This window comes from Bacillus clarus (genome assembly GCF_000746925.1).
Lineage (GTDB): Bacteria > Bacillota > Bacilli > Bacillales > Bacillaceae_G > Bacillus_A > Bacillus_A clarus.
In genome coordinates this window covers 4,927,422-4,947,596 of the sequence record NZ_JMQC01000008.1, presented here as the reverse complement: position 1 = coordinate 4,947,596, position 20,175 = coordinate 4,927,422, and the positions used below count along the sequence as shown (strand labels likewise).

Below are 20,175 nucleotides of genomic sequence, written 5' to 3'. Positions count from 1 at the left end.
TTTTGAGGAGGGTGTATATTTACATCATTTTGTTAAAACCTAGTAGTAAAACTGTTGAGGTTATATAACAATTCGTAAGTGAAATAAGTACGGACTTACGTACATTATCTTTGTATAAAAAGTGCCTAGCTAAGCTAGACACTTTTTATTTTTAATAAGCTATATAATTTGTTTAGCTTCATGTGAAGAATAACTACGCCATAGTTCATTCATCTTCCGTCTACCAACATCAACCATCGGATTAAACTGAATCGCAGCTTGCTGGCGAACGGCGTGAACATTTTGAATCGCTCGTTGTAATTGTTGTTCGATTATATTGAAATCTTTACCGGCATGTTTAGCAATAGAAAGACCAGCCACAGTTCCTTGCGCCATCGCAATTTTTCCGCTTTCAATTCCAGTAATATTTCCAGCCACAAATAAACCGTCTAGAGGGGTTTCCATTGCTTCTGAATGGAGCGGGACATGTCCTCCAAGTTCAGGAATGTAATGGAATGGACATCCTGCTACAGCGGCAAGCTCTGCAAGCGGGTATAGTCCTCCTGATATACAAACGAAGTCTGCTTCAAATACTTCCTCAGATCCTTCAATGATATTGCCCGTTGGATCAATGTTGGCAACACGAACACCTTCAACTTGATCCTTTCCGATAATTTCAAGCGCTGCTTTACGAAGGTGAAGAGGCGTCCCGTTTATTTTCATCCCGTTATTTGGATAAAAGGTTAATCCAGCTTTTCGAATCCAATCATATTTCATAAAATGGCTGCCAATGCGTAGTAAAGCTGATGGAGCGAGATGGGCGGTGTTTAATAGTGAGTTTAAAACCTCTTCTGGTTCACCAGCTTTTTGGCTCAGCTCACTCTTTTCAGGAATTACAATATGCTCCACTGTAATACCAGCTAATTGTAATTCGTTTAAAATGGCAAATGATAAAATGTTGGCGCCGATAATGATGCCTTTTTTACCAACTTGAACTCTATGGACATTTGTCATGACCTGAGCAGCACCAATGGACATAACTCCCGGAAGAGTCCAGCCGGGAAGGGGAATAGAATACTCAGCAGCCCCGGTAGCAAGTAGTACGAATGGTGCTTCTAATGTGCCTATATTTGTATGTACGAACCAAGAGTCTTCATCTCTATCTAAATTATATACGGAAACACCGCACCGAATATCGACTGAAAGTGTGTTTGCTTCTTCATGAAGGCGTTTTGATTCTTGTATTCCGTTCCACCATTCTCCAGAAGGTTCTTGATGTAACTGTCCTAATAATCTCCCGCCAGGCTTCATAAATTCATCAATAACAAGCACTTTAAGTCCAGAACTTGCACAAGAGATTGCACCGGATAATCCAGCAGGCCCCCCACCAATTACAATTACATCGATCATCGCTTTTCCACCATCTTTCTAACAATATTGGGAAGTTGTTTTCCACTTCCAACAATCATATCGTTTTCTACAACGGTTAAGCACGCCCGCACGTTCGTTTGATTGTTGACTGTTACGCGGCATTCATAGCAATGACCGATGTTGCAATAAATTCCTCTCTGTGTACCGCTATCCTCATGAACCCGCAAAGTTCGTATGCCGTTCGCGAGTAGGGCAGCTGCAATCGTTTCACCTTCAAATGCTTCGTATTTTTTATCGTTAAACTGAAAAGAAATCGGCTCTTTATCCTCTAAACTACCTAAAATAGGATGGTGTATAATTCTATTCATTGATTGTCACCTACTGACCCAAAAGTGACTGCACGTATTGGCGGTTGATACTTTAATGGAATCTCATTGGTAGTTACTTTAGGATTGGCTTTTTCTATCATTCGATCTATCGTCGTTCTACATGTACGCCCTCCACAAAAGCCCATACCAGCACGTGTTCTAAGTTTTAGTTCCCGGGCCGAGCAATTATATTCAGCAATTGTCGATTGAAGTTGTCCGTATGTAACCTCTTCACAACGACAAACAATTAAATTTTCTTTATTAGACATATGTATTCCCCCTCTAGTTCGGTTTGCAAAAATTATAATGCAAAAACTATGCCAATATAGAGGGAGGAAGGAGATTAGTATAGTCCGAGCCTTTTTAAGCGATTATATAATGTAGCCCTTGTTACACCGAGTTGTTTCGCACATTCTAATTTATTACCATTTAAAATTCGTAAAGCTCTTTCGATTACTTTCTTTTCATATTGCTCCATCTCTTCTTGTAAAGACAAAATTGAGTTGCTGTTATTGGCTAATAAGGAATGAGATGTAATTTCTTCTGAAGTATTATTTGTATGAAAGGGTAAATATTCTTGTTTTATAATGCCATCTGTTGCAAATACGACGAGTCTTTCGATAACGTTACGAAGCTCACGAATATTCCCTGGCCAATTATAGTGAAGGAGTTCGTGCATAATTTCTGAAGGTAAATCATGCCCTGGCCTTTTATAGGTAATTGAAAAGTCATTTAAAAAGGAATAGGTTAATTCGATTATGTCTTCTCTTCGCTCGCGCAATGGCGGAATATGTAAGCTAACAACATTTAAACGATAGTATAAATCTTCACGGAACTTTCCTTTTTGCATTTCTTCTTGTAAATCACGATTTGTCGCTGCAATAATGCGGAAATCAATATTAATTTCTTTTTCTCCACCAACCCGGTAATACTTTCGCTCTTGCAGTACACGTAAAAGTTTCACTTGCATATCAAGCGGCATTTCGCCTATTTCATCGAGAAATAAAGTGCCACCTTGTGCAAGTTCTATTTTGCCTTTCTTACCTTTACTATTCGCGCCAGAAAAAGCTCCGCGCTCGTATCCGAATAATTCACTTTCGAATAACGCTTCTGGAATTGCACCGCAGTTAATGGAGATGAAAGGGGCATTTGCTTTCTCACTGGCCTCATGAATTGCTTTTGCAAACAACTCTTTTCCGACACCGCTTTCTCCTAGTATTAAGACAGTTGATTTAACAGAACAAACTTTTCTAGCTAATTGAATGGTCCTTTGTATGATAGGACTTTTTCCTTTCATGGAATGAAAGGGATCGGGTGTGTCCTTATATTTTGCTACTTCTTGTTCTAAACGGTGCACTTCATGTGACATATTAAATAATTTTTCATTTAGTACAACTTGGTTTGTAACATCTGTTTCAGAAACGACTGCACCGATAATTTTGTTCTCGCAATAAACAGGATTTGAATTGATTAATACAAACAGATCGGAGCGAGGTTGATGATACTGGGCGACTATACTTTTCCCTGTATGTAATGATTGCAGGATTTCTAAATCTTTGTAATCGAAAAAACGAGTAATAGGTTGTCCGATTATGTTTTCATGTTGTACGGAAAAGATTTTCTCGGCACCGTCTGTCCATGTTCGAACACATTCTTTATCATCGATAACAGTGACTGAAGAATCAGTCGTTTGAATAACGGTTTCATAAAATGCTTGTAATTGATTGTATGAGCGATAGAGAAAAGGGATCATTTGTTTAGCTGTTATACAGCATATAGGGTCTTGCGTTTTATTAACAATAACGACTGCTAAATGGTTAGAAAATGCTTCGATTAAGGTCGAAAAAGAGTCTTTTTCATATAGGACCGCACAAGTAAATGGCTCTGCAGATGAAGGATAGTAATAAAATTCTCCATGTCTTTGTTCGATATGGCTAATGTCGAACGTATTATTTGTTGAAAAATATTTTATAAGTTCTTTTATTGATGGAAATGAAAATGCCATATTGACCTCCTGTAGTGTAAAAAATTATAGACACTGATAAGAAAATAATACACTTATTTTAGTTAAATTCAAAATATTTTTACAAATGTTTTTTCTTACATATGAAAATGTATATATTTTTAGTTGGCATACCAATTGCATAAATAGAAGGTGAGAGATTTGAAAGAAAGGAGGGGTGCTATGTGAGGCACTGTGAGGTTTTAGTAATAGGTGGTGGAATTATAGGCTGTTCTATTGCGTATTACACTTCAAAATATGGAAGAGACGTAACAATCATTGAAAAAGGGGAATTTGTTAGTGGGACATCTTCACGGTGTGACGGGAATATTTTGGCGATTGATAAAGACCCAGGGTTTGATAGTCAAATGTCATTAGTAAGTCAAAAGTTAGTAACAGAACTAAGTGAAGAGTTGGAGCACTCATTTGAATATAGGGCACCTGGAAGTATTCTCGTTTGTGAATCAGACGAAGAGATGGAAGCTGCGCAGCAATGGGTCAATCGGCAAAAAGAAGCTGGTTTACCGTTTCGTATGCTAGATAGGCAAGATATAAGAGAGGAATCACCATTTTTTGCGGATGATTTATTAGGTGGTTTAGAATGTGCAACTGATTCGACTGTAAATCCATACCTTCTTGCTTTTTCACTTCTAGCAGAGGCCAAAAAATTTGGTGTAAAAGCTTTTAACCATACGGAAGTAAAGGAAATGAAAAGAGATATAGACAGCTCCTTTATTGTAGAAACGACAAATGGAACGTTTACTGCAAAGCAAGTTGTGAATGCAGCTGGTGTTTGGGCTCCAAAAATCGGACAGATGTTAGATGTGAATATCCCAATCGAACCGAGAAAGGGACATATAATTGTAGCTTCAAGACAGCAACACGTAGGTTCTCGTAAAGTAATGGAATTTGGTTATTTGATTTCTAAGTTTGGCGGAAAACGAAAAGTGGATGCATTGACTGAAAAGTATGGGGTTGCGCTTGTATTTGAACCGACAGAAAGCCAAAACTTTTTAATTGGTAGTAGTAGAGAATTTGTAGGATTTCATACGAGGATTAACAACGAGGTTATTAAATGTATTGCGAACAGAGCGATTCGTTTTTATCCGAAAATGGCAGATATGATGGTGATTCGTTCTTATGCTGGTTTACGTCCGTGGACAGAAGACCATTTGCCGATTATTTCACGAGTGGAGCATATTCCAAACTATTTCATTGCAGCAGGGCATGAAGGAGATGGAATTAGTCTTGCGGCAGTTACCGGGAAAGTAATAGAAGAGTTATTAAATGAAAAAGAAACAATCATTCCTATCGAACCACTTCGTTTGAGTCGTTTTACAGAAAGGGTGTTAAACGGATGAGGTCACAAAGAGTCTTTACGACAATTGATACACATACGGGCGGGAATCCAACGAGGACATTAATTAGCGGACTTCCCAAGTTAATTGGAGAGACGATGGCAGAAAAGATGTTACATATGAAAAGAGAGTATGACTGGATTCGCAAGTTATTAATGAATGAGCCACGTGGTCATGATGTAATGTCAGGAGCACTATTAACAGATCCGTGTCATCCGGAAGCAGATATAGGCGTTATATACATAGAGACAGGTGGATATTTACCGATGTGTGGTCACGATACAATCGGTGTATGTACAGCTTTAGTTGAATCAGGTTTAATTCCAGTAGTTGAACCGGTTACTTCTTTAAAGCTAGATACACCAGCTGGCTTAGTTGAAGTAGATATTTCTGTTCAAGATGGGAAAGCGAAAGAAGTCTCCTTCTGTAACATACCAGCTTTTTTATTGAAAAATATTACTGTACACGTCGAAGAAATTGGAACTGTAGAGGCTGACATTGCGTATGGAGGGAATTTTTATGCCATTATCGATGCGAAGTCGGTAGGTTTAGAGTTAGTACCAGAAAACGCATCTACAATCATTGATAAGGCGATTCATATTAGAAATATTATTAATGAGAAGTTTGAAATCATTCATCCAGAGTATTCGTTTATAAGAGGATTAACACATGTTGAATTTTATACAGATCCGACTCATGAAAGTGCGCATGTGAAAAATACAGTTGTTGTTCCGCCAGGAGGAATAGATCGTTCTCCTTGTGGTACAGGAACATCAGCGAAGCTAGCAGTATTATACGCTAATAAAAAAGTCGAAATCGATGAAGAGTTTGTTCATGAGAGTATCGTTGGCTCTTTATTTAAAGGGTGTGTCATAAATACGACATATGTAGAAAATGTTGAAGCTGTAGTAACAAACATTACAGGTTCAGCTTGGCTTATGGGTATGCATAGATTTTTTCACAATGAAAAAGATCCACTTAAAGAAGGCTTTTTGCTAATTCCACCGATGGAGCATGAAACGGAGGATGTAAAATGAACATTCAAAAAATGTATACAGCAGTAGATGTGCACGTAGCTGGCGAAGCATTTCGTGTAATGAAAGACGTACCATGCAAATACTACTACAGTTTGGAACAATTAAATGAACAATTTTCAGGCGAATTAGCAGAAGAAATGAAGCTTTTATTAAATGAACCACGTGGTTTTATCGGTTTAAATGGATGTATTGTCGTTCCTTCTATTCATAATGAAGTGGATGCAGCTGTATTATTTTTTAATCATGAAGGTTCAATCCCTCTTCATTATGGTGGTATTGTCGCCGTAATAACGATGTTACTAGAAAGTGGATATTTAAAAAAGAAAGATACTAATCAATACAAAATTGAAACGTTGTCTGGCATTTTTTCAGTTCACGCTTATATAGAGCATGATGAAGTTGTATCTGTTTCGTTTGAAAGCAAACTATGTTATATGGTTGAGAAAGACTTGAAGATTGGTAATATAAGTTATTCTCTTATACAAGCAGATAAAGTATATGCAGTTGTAGAAAAGGATACGTCTTCACCAGATATTCGTATTGAAAACATTTCTGAATTAAAAAAATGGGGAGAAGCTATACTTCAAGCTATACAAAAACAATCTCTAATTAAAAGACTTATTTTAGTAGATTCTTCGAAAAAAGAAGAGAACAATATAAAGACAATTACATTTCATGAAGATAACTTTATTGTGCGTTCACCGGGATTTGTTTCTACAATTGTGTCTTATGTTCATGCTTTCTTTAAAAATGATTTTATAACGAATAAACCTTTTAAAAATGAAAGTATATTTAATAGCTTTATAACAGTGGAAAAAGTGAAGAAGGAAGAATTAGGATACATTTTCCGCTTTGAAAGTAGAGGATTTATTACAGGGATGCAGACGTTTCTATTAGACCCTACAGATCCGTTTCCGACAGGTTTCTTATTAAAATAAAATATTAAAGGGAGAGATAAATATGCAAAAAATTAAAGGGGCATTTCCAGTATTAATAACACCGATGGATGAGTTTCAAGAGATTAATTGGAATGGGGTAAAACAAAACGTAAACTACTTTATCGACCAAAAGGTTGCAGGTATCATCATTAACGGAAGTACAGGAGAGTTTGTAAGTTTATCAAAAGAAGAAAGATTTAAAATGGTAGAAACAGTGTTAAAAGAAGTTGATGGCCGTGTTCCTGTTATCATTGGAACTGCAGCAGAGACAACGAAAGAAACGATTGAATATACGAAGCATGCAGAAGCACACGGAGCGAATTGTGCATTAATTATAAACTCTTACTATTGTAAACCGAAAGAAGAGGAAATCTATTTTCATTTTAAAGAAATCTCAAACGCTGTAAATATACCAATTATGTTATACAATAATCCATTTACTTCTGGGGTTGATATGAGTACAGAACTTATGCTTCGAATTGGAAAAGAGTGTGAAAATGTTACACATATTAAAGAGTCGAGCGGAGATATTCGCAAAGCGAGAGATTTAGTAAGACAGGGTGAAGGTGCTTTTCAAGTTTTCTGCGGATCTGAAGATTTAGTTATGGAATCTTATTTAGTAGGTGCAACGGGATGGGTTTCAGTAGCAGGAAATATTGTACCGGGACTCGTTACGAAAATGTATGAGCATTTTCAAAATGGTGAATTAGAAAAAGCGTGGGAGATAAATGATGCGATTTTACCTCTTTGTGAATTTCTTGAAGGGTCAGGGAAATATGTACAAATCGTTAAACGATCAATGGAATTACACGGGCAAGCTGGAGGACCTTCTCGTTATCCAAGATTAAGATTAACTGAAGAAGAAGATCAAAAGCTTCAAACGATTTTATCAGAAATTGCAACTCACGCAGCTGTTTAAAAAAGGAGGAGTGTATATATGTTAACAACAAATATTGAGCTAAAACCAAAAGTAAAAGCGTTTTTAAATGAAGAAATTAAAATGTTTATTAATGGAGAATTTGTCCCTTCTATTAGCGGGAAGACGTTTGAAACGTACAATCCAGCAACAGAAGATGTTCTAGCTGTCGTATGTGAAGCACAAGAAGAAGATATTGATGTCGCAGTAAAAGCGGCAAGATTTGCTTTTGAAACAGGCCCTTGGGCAGAAATGACAACTGCTGAAAGAGCACACCTTATTTATAAACTAGCGGATTTAATTGAAGAACATAAAGAAGAATTAGCACAGCTAGAAGCGTTAGATAATGGGAAACCATATCAAGTAGCTCTTGATGATGATATTGCAGCGACAGTAGAAAATTATCGTTATTATGCAGGGTGGGCTACAAAGATTATCGGGCAAACGATTCCAATTTCAAAAGATTATTTAAATTACACACGCCATGAACCGGTTGGCGTTGTAGGTCAAATTATTCCGTGGAATTTTCCGCTCGTTATGTCTTCTTGGAAAATGGGAGCTGCACTTGCAACAGGTTGTACGATTGTATTAAAGCCAGCAGAACAAACACCTTTATCTTTACTTTATACTGCGAAGCTTTTTAAAGAAGCAGGTTTTCCAAACGGTGTTGTAAACTTTGTACCAGGTTTTGGCCCAGAAGCAGGGGCGGCTATTGTAAATCATCATGATATTGATAAAGTCGCTTTTACGGGTTCAACAGTTACAGGGAAATATATTATGCGACAATCTGCGGAAACAATTAAACATGTAACGTTAGAACTTGGTGGTAAGTCACCAAATATTATTTTAGAAGATGCTGATTTAGAAGAAGCGATTAACGGGGCATTCCAAGGTATTATGTATAATCACGGTCAAAATTGTAGCGCAGGATCTCGTGTATTTGTTCATCGCAAACATTATGAAACGGTAGTAGAAGAACTCGTAAAAAGAGCAAATAACATTAGACTTGGAGCAGGAATGGAAACAGATACAGAAATGGGTCCACTCGTATCTAAAAAACAACAAGAGCGTGTGCTAGCTTATATTGAACAAGGAAAAGCTGAAGGTGCTACAGTTGCAGCTGGTGGAGAACGTGCATTTGAAAAAGGTTATTTCGTAAAGCCAACTGTATTTACGAATGTTACGGACGATATGACAATCGTTAAGGAAGAAATATTTGGACCAGTTGTAGTTGTACTCCCGTTTGATTCGACGGAAGAAGTAATTGAAAGGGCGAATCGCTCATCTTACGGATTAGCAGCAGGCGTATGGACACAAAATATTAAAACTGGCCATCAAGTTGCAAATACATTGAAGGCAGGAACAGTGTGGATTAATGATTATAACTTGGAAAATGCAGCTGCACCATTTGGTGGATATAAGCAATCTGGTATTGGACGTGAGTTAGGTTCATATGCGCTTGATAATTATACAGAAGTGAAGAGTGTTTGGGTAAATATAAAGTAAAATACTATTCAGTGAGGAGTTTTACTCCCCACAAATAGCGGGATATAAGAATGGTGAAATAGTAAGAGATGCGGACAACTGGAATGTATCATAAAGGTTGTCCGTTTTCTTATATATAAAATTGCTTTTTCAAAAGAATTATAAGGGGGATTTGGATGGAGAAGTTAGTAGAATGGTTAGTAGGGCAAGTATGGAGTATTGGTTTAGTTGTTTTTGCATTAGGAGCAGGAGTGTATTTCACCATTGCGACTCGTTTTTTACAGATTCGTTATTTTAAAGAGATGATTAAGCTACTTTTTGAAGGGAAAAGCTCAGAGACTGGAATATCATCCTTCCAAGCATTTTGTTTGGCTCTATCAGGAAGGGTTGGAATAGGTAATATCGCAGGGGTAGCAACAGCAATTGCTTTTGGTGGGCCTGGAGCTGTATTTTGGATGTGGGTGATGGCTCTTTTAGGAGCAGCTAGTGCATTTGTTGAATCAACATTATCTCAAGTATATAAAAGTAAAGTAGGAAATGAATATCGCGGTGGCACACCATACTTCATTGAGAAAGGCTTAAAAATGAAATGGTTTGCAGTAATTGTAGCAGTAGTTGTAACACTGTCATATGGCGTTTTATTGCCAGGTATTCAATCGAGTAGTATCGCTGTTGGGTTTGAAAACTCATCTGGCATTAGCAAATATATAACTGGAATATTTTTAGTTGTGCTATTAGCAGCAATTATTTTTGGAGGAGTAAAAAGAATTGCTGGTGTGTCGCAAATGTTAGTACCTTTTATGGCAATAGGCTATGTAATTGTTACATGCATTATATTAATTGCGAATGTAACGGAAATTCCAAGTATGTTTGCTTTAATTTTCTCAAGTGCATTTGGTGTAAATGAAATGTTTGGCGGAATCGTCGGTGCAGCCATTGCATGGGGCGTAAAACGGGCTGTATTTTCAAACGTCGCTGGTGTTGGAGAAGCGACATATAGTTCTGCTGCTGCGGAAGTATCGCATCCTGCAAAACAAGGATTGGTTCAAGCTTTTTCTGTATACATTGATACAATCGTCGTTTGTACTGCGACAGCGCTCATGATTTTAATTACAGGAATGTACAATGTAATACCTGAAGGGAAAAGTGCTATTGTACAAAACATAGGGAATGTAGAGGCAGGTCCAATCTATACACAACAAGCAGTTGAAACTGTTATGACAGGGTTTGGTCCTCTATTTATTTCAATTGCAATCTTCTTCTTCGCGTTTACAACTTTGCTTGCTTATTACTATATCGCAGAAACGACTCTCACTTATTTAGATCGTGAATTGAAATATGGCTGGTTAAAACCAGTTTTGAAAATTGGATTTTTAATTATGGTTTATATCGGTAGTGTAGAATCAGCTTCACTTTTATGGAATCTTGGGGATTTAGGAATTGGTAGTATGGCATGGTTAAACCTTATTGCGATCCTGTTATTAAGTAAAACCGCATTAAAAGTGTTAAAAGATTATGAGGTGCAGAAAAAAGAAGGGAAGAATCCAGTATTTGATCCTAAAAATGTGGGAATTGAAGGTTTAGTGATTTGGGAAGAGAGAAGTAAAGAGGGTGCAAGGAAAAGCTCTAAGGAGAAAGTATCTGTGGATGATAGTGTAAAATTATAAATTTACGGAGTTTAAAAACTGAAAATTCAATCTATTTAACTTGGACAATGGTGTTAAATTAATTCAAGTTAGTTAAGTAAAGAATCTTTGGAATTTAGTTGTATGTAAGCTGCATTTTTGAGAATGAAAAAGTACTATACAAAAAATTTAGTGCAAGGGTCTATGATTTAGTGTAGAAATCAAAAATACTAAATAGAATAGGTACCTCCTTAGAAAATAATATTTTTACGGAGATTTTTTTATTGAACTTATCGAAAGAGTTTTAATTGTTTCATATAGTCGAGAGCTTTTGTTTTATTCCTCTGTTTAAACAGATTTGAGAAAGTTTTTAAAGGGTTCTTTTAGCAATATCTCTCGACTTATAATGAATGTAGAGAAGATGACTAGGCAACTATAGTTATTCTCGTTTTATTATGGGGAAGGGGATGTAAGGATGAACACGAAAGGTGCACAAAAAATGAAGAAGGTTATGTTAAGTGGTGGGATATTACTTACAGGACTATTAACTTTTGGTTTTTCAGAAAAAGCCTCAGCTCATGGATATGTAGAATCACCAGCGAGCCGATCTTATTTATGTAAGCAAGGGGTAAATGTAAATTGTGGTCCGATTCAATATGAACCGCAAAGTGTAGAAGGAATAGGTGGATTTCCGCAATTAGGACCTTCTGATGGACAAATTGCAGGTGCTGGTCATTTTCCTGATTTAGATGTTCAAACTGTTGATAGGTGGAAGAAAGTAACGATTAACGGTGGCAAGAATGTGTTTAAATGGAAGCTAACGGCCCCTCATAGTACGAAAGAGTGGAAATACTACATTACGAAAAAAGATTGGAATCCAAATAAACCATTAACACGATCTGATTTAGATTTAGTGCCATTCTATGTGAAAAATGATGGGGGAGTAAGACCGGGAACATCAGTAACGCATGAAGCCAACGTACCAACTGATCGCAGCGGGTACCATCTTATTTTAGCAGTTTGGGAAATTGCGGATACTGGCAATGCATTTTATCAAGTTATTGATGTGAACCTTGTGAATAATAGATTGGGTGGGAATTTAGCATGTAACAATGTAGTGCAAGTTCCATCTTTATTTTAAGAAAAGATAACCTTTGATCAACTATACCATATTAGATGATCTTTTTTCGTGAAAAGGAAGAAAAATATAGAAGAAAGTGCAATTATTTATAAAAAAATGCGCTTTAAATATTGTCATATTTGCTTCTTTAAGATATCCTTTTCATGAAGAGGTGGAAATTATGGAAAAAGTACTAGTTTTCGGGCATAAAAACCCAGATACAGATGCAATTTGTTCTGCAATTGCTTATGCAGAATTGAAAAAAGAATTAGGAATGAATGCTGAGCCTGTACGTTTAGGCGAAATCAGCGGTGAAACTCAATTTGCGTTAGATCATTTTAAAGTAGAAGGACCGCGTTTTGTTGAGACAGTAGCAAACGAAGTGGACAACGTTATTTTAGTTGACCATAACGAGCGTCAACAAAGTGCTAACGATATCGAATCTGTTCGTGTGTTAGAAGTTATTGATCATCACCGTATTGCTAACTTTGAAACAAGCGATCCTTTATACTACCGTTGTGAGCCAGTTGGATGTACAGCTACCATTTTAAACAAAATGTACAAAGAAAATGGCGTTGCAATTCGTAAAGAGGTTGCAGGTTTAATGTTATCTGCAATCATTTCAGATTCTTTACTATTCAAATCTCCAACTTGCACAGAACAAGACGTAGTAGCAGCTCGTGAATTAGCGGAAATCGCTGGTGTAGATGCAGATAGCTACGGCTTAGAAATGTTAAAAGCTGGTGCTGACTTAAGCGGAAAAACAATGGAGCAATTAATCTCCCTTGACGCTAAAGAATTCCAAATGGGTAACGCGAAAGTTGAAATCGCACAAGTAAACGCTGTTGATACAAACGACGTTCTTGTACACCAAGCGGAACTTGAAAAAGTTATCTCTGCAGTAGTAGAAGAAAAAGGTTTAGACCTATTCTTATTCGTTGTAACTGATATCTTAACAAACGATTCTGTCGGTCTTGCGATCGGTAAAGCAGCAAACGTTGTTGAGAAAGCATACAACGTAACATTAGAAAACAACACAGCTACTTTAAAAGGTGTTGTATCTCGTAAAAAACAAATCGTACCTGTTTTAACAGAAGCATTCCAAGCTTAATAATATTAAGTACGGATAAATAGAAAGGACAAGTAGTCGGATTGGCTACTTGTCCTTTTTTCTCTTTTTAAATAACGGAAAATTCAGATTTTTTTATCAGGAGGATTGCGTATGTTTAATGATTCAAAGACGTTAAAGGGGAACGGAAATAGCAAATATTATGACTTAGAAACATTGAAAAATACATTTCAGGAACTTCTCGATCAAAATATTTCTTCTGTTTCAGAATTAGAGAAATGGCTTATGGCGGAACAGCGTTTAAATGCTGAAGTGGAAGAAGTATTAACGAGTCATTTAATTGCTGTGTATAGAAATACAAAAGATAGTACTATACGTGATTTACATGAGTATAATCAAAATACGATTCAACCACTTTTAAAAAATTACAATGCAAAATTGGATCAGAAATTTATTGATTGTCCGTTTTCCAAGTTGTTAGATGAACGGAGATACGGATACATGAAGAAAATAAGATTGACGAAGAGTGAAATATTTAATGAAAAGAATATTTCTCTTGCCGTGAAGGAAGAGGCTCTTATAACGAAGTATAGAGAAATTATGTCTAACATAACAATCAATTGGAATGAAGAAACAAGGACATACGCATACGTTAAAGCAAAGTTAGATAGTCAAGATAGAGAAATTCGTGAAAGGGCATGGCATGCTTTATGTGAAGCAAGAAGTGTAGTAAAACCAGAAATAGATTGTATTATGAATGAACTCGTACAATTACGTCATCAAATGGCTCTTAATGCAGGGTTTACCAATTATAGTGAATATATTTTCAAACTGAAAAATAGAGAGTATAGCATGGAAGATTGCTATACACTTCATGATTCTGTAGAGAAGTATGTTGTACCGGTATGGAAGCGATTAGGTAATCTTTTTAAAAGAGAACTTGGTGTAGAAATGTATCGTCCGTGGGATCTTGCCCCTTGTACATTACAAAAAACTCCGTTCGATAATTATGTTGATTTATTGGATGGGGTGGGAGAGATGTTACGAAGGACTGCTCCGTATTTTCAAGAGAGATTTCAGCATATTCGCAAAAATGGGTTGATTGATGTCGAAGAGCGGGAACATAAGGCGCCAGGAGCTGCCTGTTTTACTTTGCCAAAAATAAAAGAGGTTTTTATATACTCTAATTTTAGTGCATCGTTTAACGCAATTAATGCTCTTATACATGAAATCGGTCATGCACTTCATTTTTATAAGCAATTCAATAATGAAAGTAGTATGCAAGAAGGGTATCTTCGTGAAGAAGTAGCTGAGCTATACTCTCACAGTTTAGAGCTACTACTAATGGATAAATTCGATGTTTTCTATAAGGAGGAGGGCGAATATAAGAAAGCGCAACGCGAGCAATTACATCGTGCATTTTCTTTGTTAATCACACCAGTTTTAGGGGATTTATTTCAGCATTGGCTTTATACAAATCCGGATCATTCAGCAGAAGAACGAGATGCAAAATATCTTGAAATATGTAGAAAATATAAGTATGCGTCAGTTGATACTACAGGTGTGGAGGAGGAAATCGGTGCAAGTTGGATAGAATCTTTCCACTATATCCAGTTTCCATTTTATAAAATGGAGTACGCAATTGCGCAATTAGGAGCATTGCAGTTATTTCAAATTTATCGGGAAAATCAAGAAAAGGCGATTGTTTTATTTAAAGAAGGGGCGAGTACGGATTGGAATGTATCAATTCAAGAGATTTACAAAAATACAGGTGTTACGTTTGATTTTTCCAAGGAAGCAGTGCAGAGTATTTCTGAATTTGTATTGTATATAATGACCGAATTAGAGTGAAAAAGAGCCACAAAAAAAGGATAGCGATCGCTATCCTTAACATTTATTTATAATGAGATTTTTTATTTATATAAAATGTAAGAAAAGCAGCGACGATGAGAATAGGAATTGCATACACTTGCCCAACGAACAATTTCCAACCTATTGTATTATATCCATCAGACGCAGGGATTACGACTGCAATTATACAAACAATGATATAGACTAGTAGTGGTGGAATAATATTCTTCATTTTATTTCACCTCCTTTATAATGATTTATTTGTGTATTTTTATGACACGCAATTAGATGGTATTCACAACATATAAATATCGTTTTAAATATAAAGTTTAGATAATATAACGATGAATATGTGTATGTATTTCATCATCCATCATTTATGACAGAGGAGAGGGATGGATATACAATTTTAAATTGGAACGAGCAATTTAAAGGTGATACATTCATATTATATGAAAATTATCCAACTGCCATCGTAAATTTCGATAGATATAGTGATTATGAAAGTTTATTTGCTGTTTTAGTACATGAACTGTTTCACGGCTATCAATATTTAATGAAGGAAAGTAGATTTCCGAATGAATTTTTAGGTTGTCAATATCCTATATTAGAAGAAAATGTTGAATTAAGAAATAGAGAGCGAGTTTTCTTATACAACGCAGTTCATTGTGATACATTTATTGAAAAGAAAAAGAATATACAACAGTTTATTGAATTAAGAGAGCAAAGAGCGAGCTTAATGAATTTATGAAATATGAATATATGGTGGAAAGTGTAGAAGGTCCGGCTTGGTATGTTGAAATGAATGCATACAATAAAGTATGTAAAAATGAGAATAAAGAAACTTTACGAAAATATAGTAGCTTAATTCTGGATACGTATGATTCAAATTCTAACATAAGAAGAAGTTGTTATAAATCAGGTATGATTTTATGTCTACTACTAGATGAAATCTTTCCTGAGTGGAAAACGAGTTTTTTAGAGAGTGATGAATTGTTATATGATTTCTTTAAACGAAATATAGAGTTTGATATAGGTTTGAGACAAATGAAAGAAATAAAAATAAGTACAGAAACAAAGGAAATTATAAATTTCGTTAATAGAAACAAGGAAAAAGAATTTAAAATGTTTCATAATAAAAAGGGATATCACCTTCGTATTATAGGAGATATAGAACTAAATATGTTAAATCCCATGAATCTAATTTTAAATGGAAATAAAGTATTACATAAAACTTTTTTAGGAGTGAATTTACGTAATAAAACATATATGATTAATCACCCCGTCATATCGACCTATAAAGAAGAGATTAAAAATATCAAACAAATTTATTTCGTGATAAATGAAAAACCAATAAAAACAGATGAAGGTTGGAGTATTTTAGGGGTAGGAGAAATAGAAGGTGAATATGAAGAAAAGGGCAACGCTATATTTTTATTCGTTTAATGAAGAGGATATGATTTTTATAGATATTTATAAAATAGCTTGAAAGAAAATGTACTGAAAAGTAAAATTTTATATTGTAATTTAGAATTGAGGTAAGAAACAACAATGACAAGACTAGGTATTATTCCATGTGGAAAAAAGAAAATTTGGGATAAGTATTCTAATCAAGGGCCTACAGAAGCGAAGGATGTATATATCAGTCCATTCGGAAAAGCATGTCAGGCGTATGCATCTAAGTTTTTCGAAAACTGGGTTATATTATCTGCAAAGCATGGATTTTTAAGGCCAACTGATATCGTAAACGAAAACTATGACCTCGCATTTGATTCAAAAAGTGATGAGATTATTAGTATAGAAGAACTACAAAAACAAATGGTTGATAAAGGATTGCTAGAATTTGATGAAATTGTTTTGCTTGCAGGGAAGAAACATAAAAAAGTAGTCATACAGTTATATTCAGAAGAAATCATTACGTATCCATTAGAGGGATGTAAAGGGATAGGTTATATGTTGCAGCGGTTGAAAGGTGCGGTTGAGGAGTGTAACGAAATATAATTTTTCAATGTTGAATAGATGGTACAGGAAGAATTTTTAAAGTTAAAAGCCTTTATATGCAATTGTTTTTAAAGTCTTTGTTTAACCATTTTCTTTTCGATTACCTATTTATCATTCTTCTTAATTTCTAAAATTATATTTTTCCCACCAGATTCCTTATACAGTATATAACTATGGTCTAGTGTAATATATGTGATGTTTCTCCTATACAAATTTGAGAACAAGATGTATTGATTAGTTCAATTAATGATAGTTTGCTTGAATCCGTTTTACTTGCATGTATAAGAGTATCCAGATGAGTCTTTCGAAAGCCTTGCAAGTTTACACCAAAGTTCTTTTCTGACAAAAGCCATTTCTATAAAGAAATTCCATATATCCAACCTATACAATTAAAAGTAATAAGAGGAATAAACCAACTTTTTTAATTCGGTTTAGGCGTTTATTTACTATCGTTTCTGAAAGTTTTCATATACTAAGCCCTCCTATATGTTTGTTTTAGTGTTTGTTTAGATATATTTAGAAGAAGGTCTATAGCTGAATTAGAAATTGATTAAAAAAATAGAAGCACCCAAATTGGATGCTTCTATTTTGAATATATTCGTTTATTATCTGTTTGTCACTTGCTTCATAAGGGTTCTTATTTCTTTAACTGGTGGTTTTTCATCATATACATCTACATATGAAAAATAATAATTTAAATTTCTTACGAGACCTTTTCCTATTTTTGAACTTAGAAAAGGGAACACTTGTCCAGTATAATCATCGAGCGATTTACAGTAATATTTTTCATCTAAATAAATACTATATTTACAAGTTAGTTCTACTAATGGGTTCCCTTCAGAATCATATACCTCTTTAGCGTCGATAATGTCTATTAGTGCAAATTTATCATTAAGATAAACTTTTTTCTTCTTTTCAAGTTTATTAGTCAGAATAAAAGCGAGTCCTACGGCGTTAATCAATATATTTCCTCCTACAAAATGACTACTAATAAAATATATCGATATAGGCCAAATGTAAAGAGTTCAGTGAGGGATAACTAGATGTATAAAGAAATTTATGAATGGTTAAGGAGGATAAAGTTTAAAAAACCGATTCGTTTTTGAATCGGTTTTTTACTATTGAAATACTTGAGGGAATTGTTTTACGATTCCTTCCGTAATAGCATCAGCCATTTCTATGGCTTCTTTTTCAATTTTATCGTACAGTTTTACACCTGCTTCATAATCTTTATTTAAGATGGCTAGTGCTTCAGATTTAGTCAGTGCTAAATGTTCGTAAAACATTTTTTTTAGTTCTTCTTTCGGTAAATATGGATTTATACTGTTTAGAAATTCGACAATCTCATCTCCGTTAGCGTACCATTTTTTCTCTATAGCTGAAGCTGCACTTTGGTCTCCAGCTTTTGCGGCTTTAACAAGGTCCGCAGCGATGACTAAGTGATCTTTAATCAATTCACTATATTTTTTTACCGCATTTTCACCGTAGAAAGGTTGAAGAGAATTTCCCATATCTGTTGCATTTCGAAGAAGGCGTGCAACAGTAACGTTCACATCTGGTAAATTAAAAATGATGCTTATAATAGCTAGCCTCGTCCAAGCAACATGTTGTTCCCATAGAGATCGCATATAACCTTGTAAAAAAGCTTCATTTTTACTCACACGGTAATTTCGTATCGATAAATCCCAATTTACATAAGGGGTATCATATGGATAATAATACGATTGCCAATAAGGATACATAATACTTACACTCCTTTACACATATATACCTCAAGTTATGATAAAGTCCACCTCTAGGTTACGTGTCCAAACGTTTTTATAAAACGGTGGGGATAAAGAAGATTCTATTGTAAGTGTAAGAGGTAGATTTTGGAAATGGAAAATAAAAGAGGATACTCCGAAGTAAATTGTTGGGAGCTATGAATGTATATAAAATGAAAGAAGCCCTGCAAGGGAAGTAGCAGGGCTCCAAAAGGGTATTGCCGAGATGTCGGACTCGACTAAATAATAGTAACATGAATTTCTTGGAAAGAAACCTGGTAAATGTGTCCAATTGGACGAGGTGATAACGATGGATAATATAAAAAATCAAAGGGATCTGCTTCCCGCGGCAGATCCCTTTGACTAGATAATGTTGATGAGTAATAACTCATCTGGAGTACTTTTATAGTAACAAATGAAATTCGTTTTGTGTATTGAGAAAAAATAAATTGATAGTCTATATTCTATTTTGAAATTGGAGTCATTTGTTTCGAATATAAAAGAATTACAAAATAAAAAAGACCTGTACGTTAGAACTGGTCACATCGCATTGTACATATTGGCTATGTATATAGATTAACAGATACGATTTGTGAATTCTATACTGTTCATGTTGAGAAAAAAAGACCTACTTTTTTAAGTAGGTTGCAATAAGGGGTTTTTATCAAGCAGATTATGTAAATGGTAACAATAATGTTATATGAAGTCTATAGGTCTCATGTTGAGAAATGTTGTATGAATGGTACATTTTATTTTTATATACATATTAACGTCTAAAGAGCTGAGAAAGAAATTTGAAAAGCTTTTTATAAGAAAATAAAGGCTGATACTTATAAAAAGATTCATATTTCCAAGCATCATCATTAGAAAATTGGAGTTGTTTATGTAAAGTTTTAGAATCGGCGGAACGATTGTAATAACGTTTCATATATAAACCTCCTCAATTCATATGTATATGATTAGTAGTATTCTATGAAAGTAAATAAAATGTGCATGAAATATTTTATTTCTATTATGCATTTAATAGTAATGATAAAAGTTTTTTGGAGGTGAATGTATGTCAAAAGAAAAAACTCCTGAAAATTTCATATTTGATGAATTGTTAAGTGCGACCGTATTACAGCAGTTAAGGTTACACAAGATATATGAATTTCAAGGCGGTCGGATGAAGGCTAAATCGGTTGCCTTTTTTTTATTTCACGAGGAAAGGAGAGCGTAATTATGTTCAAGTTGGACGAACTCAAATGTACTCTCATGTAATAACATGAGAGTACATTTGAGTTTTGGAGTAT

General features: G+C 35.0%; 19 protein-coding genes and 2 pseudogenes. 12 read left to right on the top strand and 9 right to left on the bottom strand.

The features are described 5' to 3' along the window. Nucleotides 1-159: 159 nt before the first annotated feature. The 4 genes from DJ93_RS26255 to DJ93_RS26240 form a co-directional block, all read right to left on the bottom strand. Nucleotides 160-1,389 carry an NAD(P)/FAD-dependent oxidoreductase gene (locus DJ93_RS26255; RefSeq protein WP_042983975.1) on the bottom strand — a complete coding sequence of 410 codons (1,230 nt, stop codon included), beginning with the start codon at nucleotides 1,387-1,389 and terminating at the stop codon, nucleotides 160-162. After that, a complete protein-coding gene (locus DJ93_RS26250; RefSeq protein WP_042983974.1) occupies nucleotides 1,386-1,718 on the bottom strand; it encodes a (2Fe-2S)-binding protein in 333 nt (110 codons plus the stop codon). Before DJ93_RS26250 ends, DJ93_RS26255 begins: the two co-directional genes overlap by 4 nt. Continuing rightward, nucleotides 1,715-1,987 (bottom strand): (2Fe-2S)-binding protein, encoded by a 273-nt coding sequence (locus DJ93_RS26245; RefSeq protein WP_042983973.1) that lies wholly within the window; start codon nucleotides 1,985-1,987, stop codon nucleotides 1,715-1,717. Before DJ93_RS26245 ends, DJ93_RS26250 begins: the two co-directional genes overlap by 4 nt. Before the next feature lie 74 nt (nucleotides 1,988-2,061). Beyond that, nucleotides 2,062-3,723 carry a sigma-54 interaction domain-containing protein gene (locus tag DJ93_RS26240; RefSeq protein WP_042983972.1) on the bottom strand — a complete coding sequence of 554 codons (1,662 nt, stop codon included), beginning with the start codon at nucleotides 3,721-3,723 and terminating at the stop codon, nucleotides 2,062-2,064. Between the two features lie 182 nt (nucleotides 3,724-3,905). On the opposite strand from DJ93_RS26240, the gene DJ93_RS26235 reads away from it, so the two are divergent. The 9 genes from DJ93_RS26235 (at nucleotide 3,906) to DJ93_RS26195 (ending at nucleotide 15,119) form a co-directional block, all read left to right on the top strand. After that, on the top strand, nucleotides 3,906-5,081 hold the full coding sequence (locus DJ93_RS26235) for an NAD(P)/FAD-dependent oxidoreductase (RefSeq protein WP_042983971.1): 1,176 nt from the start codon (nucleotides 3,906-3,908) through the stop codon (nucleotides 5,079-5,081). Continuing rightward, the gene (locus tag DJ93_RS26230; RefSeq protein ID WP_042983970.1) at nucleotides 5,078-6,115 is read left to right on the top strand and encodes a proline racemase family protein; all 1,038 of its coding nucleotides are present in this window, start codon (nucleotides 5,078-5,080) and stop codon (nucleotides 6,113-6,115) included. The genes DJ93_RS26235 and DJ93_RS26230 overlap by 4 nt, the downstream gene beginning before the upstream one ends. Next, nucleotides 6,112-7,053, top strand: a complete 942-nt coding sequence (locus DJ93_RS26225) for a proline racemase family protein (RefSeq protein ID WP_042983969.1) — start codon at nucleotides 6,112-6,114, stop codon at nucleotides 7,051-7,053. The genes DJ93_RS26230 and DJ93_RS26225 overlap by 4 nt, the downstream gene beginning before the upstream one ends. Nucleotides 7,054-7,075: 22 nt before the next feature. Then, nucleotides 7,076-7,972, top strand: coding sequence for a 4-hydroxy-tetrahydrodipicolinate synthase (dapA, locus tag DJ93_RS26220; RefSeq protein WP_042983968.1), 897 nt, complete (start codon nucleotides 7,076-7,078; stop codon nucleotides 7,970-7,972). Nucleotides 7,973-7,990: 18 nt separating this feature from the next. Continuing rightward, nucleotides 7,991-9,475, top strand: a complete 1,485-nt coding sequence (locus DJ93_RS26215; RefSeq protein ID WP_042983967.1) for an aldehyde dehydrogenase family protein — start codon at nucleotides 7,991-7,993, stop codon at nucleotides 9,473-9,475. A 155-nt stretch (nucleotides 9,476-9,630) separates the two neighbouring features. Beyond that, nucleotides 9,631-11,121 (top strand): alanine/glycine:cation symporter family protein, encoded by a 1,491-nt coding sequence (locus tag DJ93_RS26210; RefSeq protein ID WP_042983966.1) that lies wholly within the window; start codon nucleotides 9,631-9,633, stop codon nucleotides 11,119-11,121. A gap of 433 nt (nucleotides 11,122-11,554) precedes the next feature. Beyond that, nucleotides 11,555-12,220, top strand: coding sequence for a lytic polysaccharide monooxygenase (locus tag DJ93_RS26205; RefSeq protein WP_042983965.1), 666 nt, complete (start codon nucleotides 11,555-11,557; stop codon nucleotides 12,218-12,220). A gap of 115 nt (nucleotides 12,221-12,335) precedes the next feature. Continuing rightward, nucleotides 12,336-13,310, top strand: coding sequence for a manganese-dependent inorganic pyrophosphatase (gene ppaC / locus DJ93_RS26200; RefSeq protein ID WP_374937195.1), 975 nt, complete (start codon nucleotides 12,336-12,338; stop codon nucleotides 13,308-13,310). Between the two features lie 111 nt (nucleotides 13,311-13,421). Next, nucleotides 13,422-15,119, top strand: coding sequence for a M3 family oligoendopeptidase (locus DJ93_RS26195; RefSeq protein WP_042983963.1), 1,698 nt, complete (start codon nucleotides 13,422-13,424; stop codon nucleotides 15,117-15,119). A gap of 43 nt (nucleotides 15,120-15,162) precedes the next feature. Here DJ93_RS26195 and DJ93_RS26190 read toward each other — a convergent pair whose 3' ends face one another. Beyond that, nucleotides 15,163-15,351, bottom strand: coding sequence for a DUF4017 family protein (locus DJ93_RS26190; protein WP_042983962.1), 189 nt, complete (start codon nucleotides 15,349-15,351; stop codon nucleotides 15,163-15,165). A gap of 105 nt (nucleotides 15,352-15,456) precedes the next feature. Here DJ93_RS26190 and DJ93_RS34080 point away from each other — a divergent pair. After that, a pseudogene (locus DJ93_RS34080) lies at nucleotides 15,457-16,565 on the top strand (peptide ABC transporter permease); the annotation flags it as partial. 105 nt (nucleotides 16,566-16,670) lie between these two features. Then, complete coding sequence (locus DJ93_RS26180) at nucleotides 16,671-17,120, top strand: DUF6884 domain-containing protein (protein WP_042983961.1); 450 nt, start codon at nucleotides 16,671-16,673, stop codon at nucleotides 17,118-17,120. Between the two features lie 104 nt (nucleotides 17,121-17,224). On the opposite strand, the pseudogene DJ93_RS34075 reads toward DJ93_RS26180, so the two are convergent. The 4 genes and pseudogenes from DJ93_RS34075 to DJ93_RS33410 form a co-directional block, all read right to left on the bottom strand. After that, a pseudogene (locus tag DJ93_RS34075) lies at nucleotides 17,225-17,492 on the bottom strand (hypothetical protein). Nucleotides 17,493-17,725: 233 nt separating this feature from the next. Further along, nucleotides 17,726-18,082, bottom strand: coding sequence for a hypothetical protein (locus DJ93_RS26170; RefSeq protein ID WP_042983960.1), 357 nt, complete (start codon nucleotides 18,080-18,082; stop codon nucleotides 17,726-17,728). Nucleotides 18,083-18,238: 156 nt separating this feature from the next. Continuing rightward, nucleotides 18,239-18,862: a hypothetical protein gene (locus DJ93_RS26165; RefSeq protein ID WP_042983959.1), complete on the bottom strand. Its 624-nt coding sequence runs from the start codon at nucleotides 18,860-18,862 to the stop codon at nucleotides 18,239-18,241. A gap of 787 nt (nucleotides 18,863-19,649) precedes the next feature. Continuing rightward, complete coding sequence (locus DJ93_RS33410; RefSeq protein WP_080743619.1) at nucleotides 19,650-19,811, bottom strand: hypothetical protein; 162 nt, start codon at nucleotides 19,809-19,811, stop codon at nucleotides 19,650-19,652. A 129-nt stretch (nucleotides 19,812-19,940) separates the two neighbouring features. Here DJ93_RS33410 and DJ93_RS32900 point away from each other — a divergent pair, with 129 nt between their 5' ends. Further along, entirely contained in the window at nucleotides 19,941-20,102 is a 162-nt protein-coding gene (locus DJ93_RS32900; RefSeq protein WP_161785262.1) for a hypothetical protein, read from the top strand. Nucleotides 20,103-20,175: the final 73 nt, after the last annotated feature.